The organism is Sulfitobacter sp. EhC04 (genome assembly GCF_001650875.1).
GTDB lineage: Bacteria > Pseudomonadota > Alphaproteobacteria > Rhodobacterales > Rhodobacteraceae > Sulfitobacter.
Genome location: NZ_LXYI01000001.1, coordinates 136483 through 149683, shown reverse-complemented (window position 1 = coordinate 149683; position 13201 = coordinate 136483). Strand labels below are relative to the sequence as shown.

General features: G+C 61.5%; 11 protein-coding genes. 7 read left to right on the top strand and 4 right to left on the bottom strand.

Annotated elements, in window-relative coordinates:
• Positions 1-95: 95 nt before the first annotated feature.
• Together A8B82_RS00765 and A8B82_RS00760 are read left to right on the top strand one after the other, a co-directional pair.
• Positions 96-1988: a propionyl-CoA synthetase gene (locus tag A8B82_RS00765; RefSeq protein WP_067287042.1), complete on the top strand. Its 1893-nt coding sequence runs from the start codon at positions 96-98 to the stop codon at positions 1986-1988.
• 20 nt (positions 1989-2008) lie between these two features.
• Positions 2009-3247 (top strand): adenylate/guanylate cyclase domain-containing protein, encoded by a 1239-nt coding sequence (locus A8B82_RS00760; RefSeq protein WP_067287039.1) that lies wholly within the window; start codon positions 2009-2011, stop codon positions 3245-3247.
• A gap of 136 nt (positions 3248-3383) precedes the next feature.
• Here A8B82_RS00760 and A8B82_RS00755 read toward each other — a convergent pair whose 3' ends face one another.
• Positions 3384-3581 carry a CsbD family protein gene (locus A8B82_RS00755; protein WP_067287037.1) on the bottom strand — a complete coding sequence of 66 codons (198 nt, stop codon included), beginning with the start codon at positions 3579-3581 and terminating at the stop codon, positions 3384-3386.
• Between the two features lie 190 nt (positions 3582-3771).
• Positions 3772-4533, bottom strand: coding sequence for an NAD kinase (locus tag A8B82_RS00750; RefSeq protein ID WP_201120704.1), 762 nt, complete (start codon positions 4531-4533; stop codon positions 3772-3774).
• A 190-nt stretch (positions 4534-4723) separates the two neighbouring features.
• Here A8B82_RS00750 and glyA point away from each other — a divergent pair, with 190 nt between their 5' ends.
• Both glyA and A8B82_RS00740 read left to right on the top strand, forming a co-directional pair.
• Entirely contained in the window at positions 4724-6001 is a 1278-nt protein-coding gene (gene glyA, locus A8B82_RS00745) for a serine hydroxymethyltransferase (RefSeq protein ID WP_067287035.1), read from the top strand.
• 285 nt (positions 6002-6286) lie between these two features.
• A complete protein-coding gene (locus A8B82_RS00740; protein ID WP_067287032.1) occupies positions 6287-6682 on the top strand; it encodes a (R)-mandelonitrile lyase in 396 nt (131 codons plus the stop codon).
• On the opposite strand, the gene A8B82_RS00735 is transcribed toward A8B82_RS00740, so the two are convergent.
• Both A8B82_RS00735 and A8B82_RS00730 read right to left on the bottom strand, forming a co-directional pair.
• Entirely contained in the window at positions 6679-7029 is a 351-nt protein-coding gene (locus A8B82_RS00735; RefSeq protein ID WP_067287030.1) for a VOC family protein, read from the bottom strand. The two genes, A8B82_RS00740 and A8B82_RS00735, sit on opposite strands and share 4 nt — an antisense overlap.
• 15 nt (positions 7030-7044) lie before the next feature.
• Positions 7045-7419, bottom strand: coding sequence for a hypothetical protein (locus tag A8B82_RS00730; RefSeq protein WP_067287028.1), 375 nt, complete (start codon positions 7417-7419; stop codon positions 7045-7047).
• Between the two features lie 55 nt (positions 7420-7474).
• Between A8B82_RS00730 and A8B82_RS00725 the strand changes: the two genes are divergently transcribed.
• From A8B82_RS00725 to carB, 3 genes are all read left to right on the top strand, one after another.
• Complete coding sequence (locus tag A8B82_RS00725; protein WP_067287025.1) at positions 7475-8257, top strand: alpha/beta fold hydrolase; 783 nt, start codon at positions 7475-7477, stop codon at positions 8255-8257.
• Positions 8258-8317: 60 nt separating this feature from the next.
• On the top strand, positions 8318-9529 hold the full coding sequence (locus tag A8B82_RS00720; RefSeq protein ID WP_067287023.1) for an SAM-dependent methyltransferase: 1212 nt from the start codon (positions 8318-8320) through the stop codon (positions 9527-9529).
• Positions 9530-9713: 184 nt separating this feature from the next.
• Positions 9714-13196 (top strand): carbamoyl-phosphate synthase large subunit, encoded by a 3483-nt coding sequence (carB, locus tag A8B82_RS00715; protein ID WP_067287021.1) that lies wholly within the window; start codon positions 9714-9716, stop codon positions 13194-13196.
• The last annotated feature ends 5 nt before the right edge of the window (positions 13197-13201 follow it).

Below are 13201 nucleotides of genomic sequence, written 5' to 3'. Positions count from 1 at the left end.
GAAAAGTTCTTTGCATTTCTGGCCCATCGGGGCGCAATGCCCTTGTCCGGGTGGCCTGCCCTCGCGTAACCAATTGCAAACGGGAGGAAGAAGTCATGAGCTACCGCGCAGTCTACGAAGGTTGGAAACAGGACCCGGAAGGTTTCTGGCTTGATGCCGCCAAGGGCATCGACTGGGTGGAACCGCCAAAGAAGGTCCTCTTTGACCGGGGCGCGGACATGTTTGAATGGTATGCCGAGGCGCAGGTGAACGGCTGTTACAACGCCGTCGACCGTCATGTGGAAAACGGCCGCGCCGATCAGGTTGCCATCATCCATGACAGCCCGATCACCGGCACGAAACAAAAGATCACCTTCGCCGAATTGCAGACCCGTGTGGCGAAACTGGCCGGTGCGTTGGTGGCGCAAGGCGTGACCAAGGGTGATCGCGTGATCATCTATATGCCGATGGTGCCCGAGGCGCTGGACGCCATGCTGGCCTGTGCGCGCATCGGGGCGGTTCATTCCGTTGTCTTTGGTGGATTTGCCGCAAATGAACTGGCCGTGCGCATCGACGATTGCACGCCCAAGGCGATTCTTGCTGCCTCCTGCGGGTTGGAGCCGGGGCGCGTGGTCGAGTACAAACCATTGCTGGACGGCGCCATCGAGATGGCCCGTCACAAGCCCGAAGTCTGCCTGATTCTGCAACGCGAACAGCACGCCTGCGACCTGACACCGGGTCGCGATCTGGACTGGGCGGAGGTCTGTGGCGCGGCCGCCCCTGCTGACTGTGTGCCGGTGGCGGGCAACCATCCGGCCTATATCCTTTATACCTCCGGCACGACCGGCGCGCCCAAGGGTGTCGTGCGCCACACTGCAGGCCATCTGGTCGCGCTGAACTGGACGATGAAGAACATCTACAACGTCGATCCCGGCGATGTGTTCTGGGCTGCATCGGACGTGGGTTGGGTCGTTGGCCACAGCTATATCTGCTATGGTCCGCTGGTACACGGCAACACAACGGTCGTCTTCGAAGGCAAGCCAATCGGCACCCCCGATGCCGGCACCTTCTGGCGGGTCATCGAAGAGCATAACGTGCGGTCCTTCTTTACCGCCCCCACCGCAATTCGTGCGGTCAAACGTGAGGACCCCAAGGGCGCGTTCATCGAGAAATATGATCTTTCCTGCCTGCGCGCGCTCTACCTTGCGGGCGAGCGTGCCGACCCCGATACGATCATCTGGGCGCAGGAGAAACTGGGCAAGCCAGTCTATGACCATTGGTGGCAAACCGAAACGGGCTATACCATCGCGGGCAATCCCGCCGGGCTGGAAGCGCTGCCGGTCAAGATCGGATCGCCCACAGTGCCGATGCCCGGCTACGATGTGCAGATCCTTGACGATGCGGGCCAGCCGCAAAGGCCCGGCGAGCTGGGGGCCATCGCCATCAAGCTGCCCCTGCCTCCCGGCACCTTGCCAACCCTGTGGAACGCCGAAGATAGGTTCCGCAAAAGCTATCTGACCACCTTTCCGGGATATTATGAAACCGGCGATGCGGGCATGATGGACGAGGACGGATACCTTTATATCATGGCGCGCACCGACGATGTGATCAACGTCGCGGGCCACCGTCTGTCCACCGGCGCCATGGAAGAAGTCCTTGCCGGGCATCCGGATGTGGCCGAGTGCGCCGTGGTCGGCGTCAGCGATGTGCTCAAGGGCCAGGCACCGATTGGCTTTGTCTGTCTTTCCAAGGGCGTGAATCGTCCGCACGCGGAAATCACTGCCGAATGCGTGAAACGCATCCGCGATCAGATCGGCCCGGTCGCGGCCTTCAAACAGGCGCTGGTGGTGGACCGCCTGCCAAAGACCCGGTCCGGCAAGATTCTGCGCGCCACCATGGTCAAGATCGCGGACAATCAGGATTTCAAACCGCCCGCGACCATCGACGACCCCGCCATCCTGGATGAAATCAGGACAGCGCTGCAGACAATAGGCTATGCTAAGGGATAGGTCACCTTCGGAGGATCACCTTGGAAACATCTAGAGCCACCGATTTTGAATTCGCGGCAGCGCTGTCGGATCTGACCAATTGGCTGATCCGGCAGGGTCTGGAAAACACACCCGTCGAGACTTGGCTCGAAGCCTGTTGCGAGAAACTGGTCGCGGCAGGCATCCCCCTGCAACGGGTCAACCTTTCGCTTCGGGCGCATCATCCCGAAATCGGCGCTGTGGCTTTTCGCTGGTTCCGGAGCGGGGCATATGAACGCTTTGACTACCAACGCTCCGCCACAACACCCGACGAATACCTGCAAAGCCCGTTATACTACCTGCTGACCCACGATATTTCCGAGCTGCGGCAGAAACTGACAGACCCTGAACCGGCGATGACCTTTCCGATCTTCGACGAATTGAGGGAGCGCGGCGGGACGGAATATTACGCCGCCAAGCGCTTTTTCCTCAGGGCTGACCATGACTCGCCGGTCAATCCCCGTAACGCGGGTGAAGAGGGCATGACCATTTCCATGACCACCGACGCCCCCGGCGGGTTCACCACTGCGCAGCTGGATGCGGTCCGAAACCTGCTGCCCGCCCTGTGCCTGACGCTGAAAAGCGGTGCCAACCGTCTGATGGCCGAAGATATCACAGCCGCCTACCTTGGACGCGACGCCAGCGCGCGGGTGCTGTCGGGTGCCATCACCCGCGGTTCCTCTGAGACGATATCCGCAGTGATCTGGTATTTCGACCTGCAAGGGTTCACCAAGATGTCCGAAGCCTTGCCCGGCCCCGCCGTCATCGAGTTGCTGAACGCCTGTTTCGGCGAAGCGGTGGACGTGGTCGAACGCAATGGCGGCAATGTGCTCAAATTCATGGGCGACGGCATGCTGGCGATCTTTGATCTGGACCAAGACCCCAATGCCCGTCGGATTGCCGTTGATACGGCAATTGAACTGCGGACAGCTTTCGAGCTGTTGAATCGCACCCGTTCGGAACAGGGGCTGCCGATCGCTGGGTTCACGCTTGCCCTGCATGCAGGTGACGTTCTTTATGGCAATATCGGCGGAAAGACGCGGCTGGATTTCACCGTGATCGGACCGGCGGTGAACACCACGGCACGTATTCTGGGCATGACTGGCCCGCTGGATCAGAGGATCGTCATTTCCTCTGCCGTGGCAAAGCCGCTGCGGGAAACGCGGCCCGAGCTGGTGTCACTGGGTCAATACCGTCTGCGCGGCGTCGCCGAGCGGCAGGAACTGTTCACACTCGATTGAGGGGCGTCTCTGGAGGTGCAGGTCGGGGGCCTTTGCCCCATGGCGATGGCCCCACGAGCGATACAACGTCGAGCGTGCCACGAAATGCAAAGGGCGGCCCATCGGACCGCCCTTTCTCAATCATCTATCAGCCGTTTCAGACGCGCGCGGCAAAATCATCCACCTGACGCTCTGCCTCTTCCTTGGCCACGCCATAGCGTTCCTGAATCTTGCCGACCAGCTTGTCGCGGTCGCCTTCGGCTTCGGTCACCTCATCGTCGGTCAGATCGCCCCATTCGGATTTGATCGAACCGGTCATCTGCTTCCAATTGCCTTTGATTTGGTCCCAATTCATGTCTCGTCTCCTTTAAAAACAGTATTCCGCCGGGGCACATCCTCGTGCCGTGCGGGTTCACTGAAGGAACGCGACGACGCCCTTCTTGGTTCCCGGCTATCGGCGCACTCACTGCCATGGCTTGGCGGAAATGAGCGGAAATTTGCGCCGACGCGATCCGGAGGCGCGCCAGAACAATGGGTGCAGCGTTTCAGGTAAATTGTTCCGAGATCAGGCGTTCTTCCAACCCATGTCCGGGATCGAAAAGAATCGTATGCGTGACGGATGGCTCCGATGCGATCTCGACGGTGACAACATCGCGGTAGGATGTCCCGTCCGCATCGGCCATCACCGGCCGTTTCTCAGGTTCCAGCACGTCAAATCGTACCTTGGCCGCTTTCGGCAACAGGGCACCGCGCCAGCGCCGGGGCCGGAAGGCCGCCATCGCGGTCAATGCCAGAACATCCGACCCGATCGGCAGAATTGGCCCGTGGGCCGAATAGTTGTAGGCGGTGGAACCGGCAGGCGTGGCGACCAAAGCACCGTCACAGACCAGCTCATGCATCCGCAACCGCCCATCCACAGAGATTTGCAGCTTGGCCGCCTGTGGCCCCGCCCGCAGCAAGGACACCTCGTTGATGGCCAGCGCCGTGGCCATGTTTCCGTTGATCTGCGTGGCCTGCATGACAAGCGGGTTGATCACGGCGGTTTCCGCCGCGCGCAGCCGCTCGATCAGGTCGCTTTCACTGTATTCGTTCATCAGGAACCCGATGGTCCCGCGATTCATCCCGTAGACCGGCAGGTCCAGCGCCTGGGTTTCGTGAAGGGTGGCCAGCATGAAACCGTCGCCGCCCAGCGCCACGATGATTTCCGCCTCTTCTGCCGGCACATTGCCATAACGACCCGTCAGGACAGCCTTGGCTGTCTGCGCAACATCGGCGCGGCTGGCCAGAAATGAGATTTTCATGGACATGTCCGAGACATCTCAAAGATCATGGCGAAGGTTTCCGATGCTGCCCGTATTCCCCTGAACCAAGCACATATTCCCAATCGCTGCCAGTGCTGCCGCGCATATTGGCATATGCGTCGTTTTACAGTCTTTAAGCCTAGCGCCCTTTACGCTACGAAATGACGAAATTTTCCGGCCTCAAAGGAGCCCTCGCATGAAAGATTTCTTTACCGCCTCGCTGGCCCAGACGGATCCTGATCTTCTGGCCTCCATCACGGGCGAGCTTGGCCGCCAGCGCAACGAGATCGAATTGATCGCATCGGAGAACATCGTCTCTGCCGCTGTGCTGGAGGCGCAGGGCTCCGTGATGACCAACAAATACGCCGAAGGGTATCCGGGCCGACGCTACTATGGCGGTTGCGAATGGGTCGATGTGGCCGAGAACCTGGCGATCGAACGCGCCTGCAAGCTGTTTGATTGCGGTTTTGCCAACGTCCAGCCGAACTCCGGCTCCCAGGCGAACCAGGGCGTTTTCCAGGCGCTGCTGCAGCCCGGCGATACCATCCTTGGCATGTCGCTGGATGCAGGCGGCCACCTGACCCATGGTGCCAAGCCGAACCAGTCCGGCAAATGGTTCAACGCCATCCAGTACGGCGTGCGCAAGCAGGACAACCTGCTGGACTACGACCAGGTGCAGGAACTCGCGACCGAGCATCAGCCAAAGATGATCATCGCAGGTGGCTCCGCCATTCCGCGCCAGATCGACTTTGCCCGAATGCGCGAGATTGCCGATTCAGTCGGCGCTTACCTGCACGTCGATATGGCCCATTTCGCGGGGCTGGTGGCGGCGGGCGAACACCCATCGCCCTTCCCGCACGCGCATGTGGCCACGACAACCACGCACAAGACCCTGCGCGGTCCGCGCGGTGGCATGATCCTGACCAATGACGAGGCGCTGGCCAAGAAATTCAACTCTGCCATCTTCCCCGGCATCCAGGGCGGGCCGCTGATGCATGTCATCGCCGGCAAGGCCGTGGCCTTTGGCGAGGCGCTGCGCCCCGAGTTCAAGACCTATATCCAGCAGGTCGTCAAGAACGCCCAGGCCCTCAGCGATCAGCTGATCAAGGGCGGGCTGGATACGGTCACCCACGGCACCGACACCCATGTCGTCCTGGTCGATCTGCGCCCCAAGGGCGTAAAGGGAAATGCCACCGAAAAGGCCCTGGGCCGCGCCCATATCACCTGCAACAAGAACGGCGTCCCCTTCGATCCCGAAAAACCGACCGTGACCAGCGGCATCCGCCTGGGCTCTCCCGCCGGAACCACCCGCGGCTTCGGCGAGGCGGAGTTCCGTCAGATCGCGGACTGGATCATCGAGGTTGTTGATGGGCTTGCCGAGAACGGCGAGGAAGGCAACGCCGAGGTCGAAGCCAAGGTCAAGGCCGAGGTCGAAGCGCTGTGCGCGAAATTCCCGATGTATCCCGATCTTTGAAGACCATTGGTGGGACATGCGCCCATCTGAGGCAACATCGGCCTGCGGCACTGCCGCAGGCCGATTTCGTTTTGTGGTGCCGCAGGGTGAGGGCCCTACCCTGCCCGGTGCCCGTCACCCGCAGGCCTTTGCGCCCGCCGCTCAGGTAAGATGAGAGTATCTGAAGCATAAAGAAGCGAAGCGCGTTTCACCGGCTTGCCAAAAATGCCGAAGCGCGATGTATCTTTTGGTCAGACCGCCATATGGTGGCCGTCTCGCCCACCTTTTTGCATGTGGAGACAACAGATGATCATTCACCGCGCGGGGTCGCGCCCTTCGAGCAGCGCCAATCCAGAATATTTCTCCGGTACGGTCAGAATGGACCCGCTGATAAGCGCGCCTGCCCCCGCCCGCCTGAACGGCGTCGCGGTAACCTTCGAACCCGGCGCGCGCACCAATTGGCATACCCATCCCCTGGGCCAGACTTTGATCGTCACCGCCGGCGCGGGCCGCGCACAGAAAGAGGGCGAGGAGATTATGGAACTGCGCCCCGGCGATGTCGTCTGGTTCGCCCCCGGCGAGAAACACTGGCACGGCGCGGCCCCCGATTGCGCGATGACCCATATCGCCCTGCAGGAGGCGCTGGACGGCACCACCGCAGACTGGATGGAACCCGTCACGGACGCGCAATACAATCGCTAGAAATGCGACAGGATGTTGATCTCGCGCCCCATCGGGTCCGCGACAAAGAACCGCCGCACCCCCCAGCTTTCATCCGTGATGGGATAGGTGATTGTCGCGCCCATTGCGCGGGCACGGTCGTGGACCTCGTCCACGTTTTCGACCTCCACCGAAATATCCGGCACCGGTGACCCGGCCCCGCCCTGCGAGGCGACGCTGATTTGAACCGGCCCAAGTTCGCCGGACCCAAGCGTGATGATCCACCCCTGATCCATCAGGATATTCAAGTTCAGCAAGTCGCTGTAGAAGGCCGCCAATCCGGGCACGTCGGCGCTGGCGAAATTGCAGACGATGCGTGTCACTGTCATCGGATGTTCCCTTGTTCAAACATAGCCGCGCCACCACAGCCAAACCAGAAAGGCTGTGATCACGGCCAGCAGATTCAGTGCCACGACAGCGGCAAGGCCGATCAGGCGCCCTTTGCGTCTGTCGGCCACGTCAATCGCCACCAGATGGGCGCTGACATCCGCATAGGCCTGGGCAAATTCGCGCGGGTCCAGCTGCCGCGCCAGTTTCGGATTGCCCGCCATCTTTTGCGCCGCGACCAGGCGCGCACCCTGCGCCCGGACCCGCCGCGGCAGGCGGCGGCCAGCGCGGCGCAGCGCCTGTTCCAGATCGCGCGCGCTGACCCCCAGCTTGGTCCGGAGCAGCCGGAGCACGGTCTGGGATTTTGCGGTGATGTCTTTCTCGGTCAACATGGGGCCCAATCTAAATCGACTGGCGCATCGCACGCAATGGCGCTAACCCTTGGCCATGCTGAACTATGTTGAATATGGCACCGCATCCGGCAACCGGCCTTCGCTGATCATCGCCCACGGCCTTTTCGGATCGGGCCGCAATTGGGGTGTGATCGCCAAACGCCTTGCCGACAGCCGCCATGTCATCACACCCGACATGCGCAACCATGGGTCCAGCCCGCGTGCGCCCACCCAAAGCTATCCCGACATGGCAGGGGATCTGGCCAAGCTGATCGAAACGGTCGGCGGCCCGGTCGACCTGTGCGGCCATTCAATGGGCGGCAAGACCGCGATGGCCCTGGCGCTGATGCGCCCGGAATTGATCCGCAATCTGATCGTCGCCGACATCGCCCCGGTCGCCTATACCCACACGCAGTCAATGTTCATCGACGCCATGCGCCAGGTGGACCTTGCCAATCTGACCCGCCGGTCCGACGCCGAAGCGCAACTGGCCGCCGCAGGAGTTGAGCCCGCTTTGCAAAGCTTTTTCACCCAGTCGCTGGATGTGCCGAACAAGGCCTGGCGTCTGAACCTGGATGTGCTTGAGGCCGAAATGCCCAAGATCATCGGCTGGCCCGAAGACCTTGGCGGCTCTTTCGAGGGGCGCACCCTGTTCCTGTCGGGCGGGGCGTCTGACTACGTCCAGACCCAGCACCGTGACAGGATCAAATCCTGTTTCCCGGCCGCGCGTTTTGCCAAGCTGCCCGGTGCCGGCCACTGGCTGCATGCCGAAAAACCACGCGAATTCGAGGCCGCGCTGCGCGCTTTTCTCGACCTGGATGACGCGCCAACAACTTGACCCTCTTGCCTTTCGCGACAAAAAGTTAACCTTTGATAGCGAAGAGCATGAGGAAAGGTCATGTGGAAGTCCCTCTATGAAAAGATGATCAGCACCATGATGGTGCAGGATCAGCTGAAAACTGAATTTCCCGACGGCACGACAGCCAGCTACGGGCCTGCGCAGGGCGACGTCGCCCAGGTCGCCATCCGGGACCCGCGCGCGCTGCGCCAATTGTGCCTGAACCCCGACCTCGCACTGGGCGAGGGCCTGATGAATGGCACCATTGCCCTGATCGACACAACCTTGGACGATTTCCTGCGCATCATCCTGCAGAACCGCGCTGCGGGGGATCAGCCGGGCTGGATCAAGACGGCGAACAACGCCCGTTTTCACACCCGCCGTTTCATCCAGCGCAACACGCCGGAGCGCGCCCGCGCCAATGTCGCGCATCATTACGACATGTCCGACGACCTTTATCGGCTGTTCCTTGACGAGGACATGCAATATTCCTGCGCCTATTTCACCGATCCCGAGATGTCACTGGAGGATGCGCAGGCCGCCAAGAAGGCGCATATCGCCGCCAAGCTGTGTCTGTCGCCCGGCCAGCATGTGCTGGACATCGGCTGCGGCTGGGGCGGTATGGCGCTGACACTGGCGCGTGATTTCGATGTGCATGTGACGGGCATCACCCTGTCCGAAAACCAGCTTGGCACGGCGCAGGCCCGTGCCCGGGCGGAAGGGCTTCAGGACCGTGTGACCTTCCGGTTGCAGGATTACCGCAATGTGACAGAGACCTTTGACCGGATTGTCAGCGTCGGCATGCTGGAACATGTGGGCGTCCCGAATTACGACACCTACTTTGCAAAGGTCGCAGATTTACTGAAACCGGATGGGGTTGCCCTGATCCACACCATCGGACGCAGTGCGCCGCCGATGCCGCACAGCTCGTGGTTGAACAAATACATCTTTCCGGGCGGCTACGTGCCCTCCTTGTCCGAACTTGCAGGCCCGATGGAACGCAGCGGGTTGTGGCAAACCGACATCGAAGTCTGGCGGCTGCACTATGCCTATACCCTGCGGCATTGGCGCAAGCGGTTCGAAGCCAACATCGACACCATCCGCGACATGTATGACGACCGGTTCATCACCATGTTCCGCTATTATTTCGCGATCTGCATCGCGGCCTTCGAACAGCAGATGCAGGGCGTCTATCAGATACAACTTGCCCACAGGCGCGATGCGGTGCCCCTGACCCGCGACTATCTGTACCGGCCTGCCCCGGCGACGTGAGCGCCGGGCAACTGCAAGGGCCGGGAACGGCAGGTTGCGCGCCCGAATAATGTCCGCCGATGCATTTCGTTTCTTTTTGGCGGAAAATATCCCGCGCACATGGGGGCCGCTCCCCCAATCCGGCCTTGCGCCCGATCACGCCATGCCTATAACGCAGTGAATTTGCATATCAGGGGGCACTGCCATGCCAAAGCGCACCGACATCAAATCAATCATGATCATTGGTGCTGGCCCCATTGTCATCGGACAGGCCTGCGAGTTCGACTATTCCGGTGCGCAGGCCTGCAAGGCGCTCAAGGAGGAAGGCTACCGGGTCATCCTCGTGAACTCCAACCCGGCCACCATCATGACCGATCCGGGCCTCGCCGATGCAACCTACATCGAACCCATCACGCCCGAGATTGTCGCCAAGATCATCGAAAAGGAACGCCCCGACGCGCTGCTGCCCACCATGGGCGGGCAGACCGGGCTGAACACCTCGCTGGCACTCGAAGAGATGGGCGTGCTCAAGAAATATGGCGTCGAGATGATCGGCGCCAAGCGCGAGGCCATCGAGATGGCCGAAGACCGCAAACTGTTCCGCGAGGCGATGGACCGGCTGGGCATCGAAAACCCCCGCGCCACGATCTGCACCGCGCCCAAGGATGCAAAGGGCAAGAAGGATCTTGCCGCAGGGGTCCGGCTTGCGCTCGAAGCGCTTGAAGATATCGGCCTGCCTGCAATTATCCGTCCCGCCTTCACCATGGGTGGCACCGGCGGCGGCGTCGCCTATAACCGCGAGGATTACGAATTCTACTGCCGCTCCGGCATGGACGCCTCTCCCATGGGGCAGATCCTGATCGACGAATCCCTGCTGGGCTGGAAGGAATTCGAGATGGAAGTGGTGCGCGACACCGCCGACAACGCCATCATCGTCTGCTCGATCGAAAACGTGGACCCGATGGGGGTGCACACGGGCGATTCCATCACCGTCGCACCCGCGCTGACGCTGACCGACAAGGAATACCAGATCATGCGCAACCACTCCATCGCGGTGCTGCGCGAGATCGGCGTGGAAACCGGCGGTTCCAACGTGCAATGGGCCGTAAACCCCGCCGACGGGCGCATGGTGGTGATCGAGATGAACCCACGCGTGTCGCGCTCCTCGGCACTGGCCTCCAAGGCGACGGGTTTCCCGATTGCCAAGATCGCCGCCAAACTCGCGGTCGGCTTCACCCTGGACGAGCTGGACAATGACATCACCGGCGTCACCCCGGCATCCTTCGAGCCCACCATCGACTATGTCGTCACAAAGATCCCCAAATTCGCTTTCGAGAAGTTTCCCGGCTCAGAGCCCAACCTGACCACCGCGATGAAATCGGTGGGCGAGGCAATGTCGATTGGCCGCACCATTCACGAAAGCATGCAAAAGGCGCTTGCGTCGATGGAATCGGGTCTGACCGGCTTTGACGAGATCGACATCCCCGGTATCGCCCCCCTCACCCCAGCCCTCTCCCCCTCGGGGGAGAGGGAGCGGCGGTCCCCGGAGAGCGGTTCTACTGATGCCGCACGCTCGGCTGCGAGCGGCGCGGGAGCCCTCTCCCCTCGGGGGAGAGGGTTGGGTGAGGGGGATCTGGCGCCAGACGAGCGTGCCGCGCTGATCAAGGCGATCAGCAAACAGACCCCCGACCGGCTGTGCACCATCGCCCAGGCCATGCGCCACGGCATGTCCAACGTCGATATTCACGGCATCACCATGTTCGACCCCTGGTTTCTCGACCGTATCCGCGAGATCATCGAAGCAGAGGAAGTGGTACGCAGCACCGGCTTGCCCGGCGACGAATACGGGCTGCGCCAGCTCAAGATGATGGGGTTTACCGATGCCCGCCTTGCGCATCTGTCAGGCAAGACCGAGGAAGAGGTGCGCAAGGCACGCCTTGCTGTCGGGGTGAAGGCCGTTTTCAAACGGATCGACACCTGTGCAGCCGAATTCGAGGCGCAGACGCCCTACATGTATTCCACCTATGAAGCCCCGATGATGGGCGACGTGGAATGCGAGGCGCGCCCCAGTGACCGCAAGAAAGTCGTGATCCTCGGCGGTGGCCCCAACCGCATCGGCCAGGGGATCGAATTCGACTATTGCTGCTGTCACGCCTGCTATGCGCTGACGGATGCGGGCTACGAGACCATCATGGTCAACTGCAACCCCGAGACTGTCAGCACCGATTATGACACCTCCGACCGGCTATATTTCGAACCTCTGACATTCGAACATGTGATGGAGATCATGCGGGTCGAGCAGGAAAACGGCACCCTGCATGGCGTCATCGTCCAGTTCGGTGGCCAGACCCCGCTCAAGCTCGCCAATGCGCTGCAAGAGGCCGGTATCCCGATCCTTGGCACCACGCCCGACATGATCGACCTCGCCGAAGACCGCGAGCGGTTCCAGCAGCTGGTGCAGAAGCTGGGCCTGAAACAACCCAGGAACGGCATCGCCCATTCCGATGCCGAGGCGCTGGAAATCGCGGCCGACATCGGCTTCCCCCTGGTGATCCGCCCTTCTTATGTGCTGGGTGGTCGCGCGATGGAGATTGTGCGCGATCAGCAAAGCCTTGAGCGCTATATCCGCGATGCGGTTGTTGTCTCGGGCAAGAGCCCGGTATTGCTGGACAATTACCTGTCCGGCGCGGTCGAACTGGACGTCGACGCGCTCTGTGATGGCACGGATGTGCATGTCGCGGGGATCATGCAGCATATCGAAGAGGCCGGCGTGCATTCCGGCGACAGTGCCTGTTCGCTGCCGCCCTATTCGCTGGATCGCGCCATCATCGAGGAAGTGACCAAGCAGACCCATGCCCTTGCGCTGGCGCTGAATGTGGTTGGCCTGATGAACATCCAGTTCGCAGTCAAGGATGGCGAAGTCTACCTGATCGAGGTCAACCCGCGCGCCTCGCGCACCGTGCCTTTTGTGGCCAAGGCGACTGATTCAGCCATCGCCTCCATCGCCGCGCGGATCATGGCGGGCGAGCCGCTGTCGAACTTTCCCAAACGCCCGCCCTACCCCGAACAGGCCGCCTATGCCGACGTCTTGCCACTGGGCGACCCGATGACGCTGGCCGATCCCGACATGCCATGGTTCTCTGTCAAGGAGGCGGTGCTGCCCTTTGCCCGCTTCCCCGGCGTCGATACGCTGCTGGGTCCCGAAATGCGCTCAACCGGTGAGGTCATGGGCTGGGACCGCGACTTCCCCCGTGCCTTCCTCAAGGCGCAGATGGGGGCCGGGAACGTCATGCCACGCGAAGGCTGCGTCTTTATCTCGATCAAGGACATGGACAAGACGGACGACATGCTCTCCGCCGCGCGGATCCTGCTGGAACAGGGGTTCAGCATCGTCGCCACCCGTGGCACCGCCGCCTGGCTCAAGCAACACGGCCATGCCTGCGAGACCGTCAACAAGGTCTATGAAGGTCGCCCCGATGTGACCGACATGATGAAGGACGAGGCCGTGCATCTGGTGCTGAACACCACCGAAGGCACGCAGGCGGTCGAGGACAGCAAGAGCATCCGCAGCATCGCATTGTTCGACAAGATCCCCTATTTCACCACCGCCGCCGGGGCCTATGCCGCGGCGCTGGCGATCAAGGCGCAGGCGGAGGATGAGATTGGCGTGAAGGCGTTGCAGGGGTAGAAATC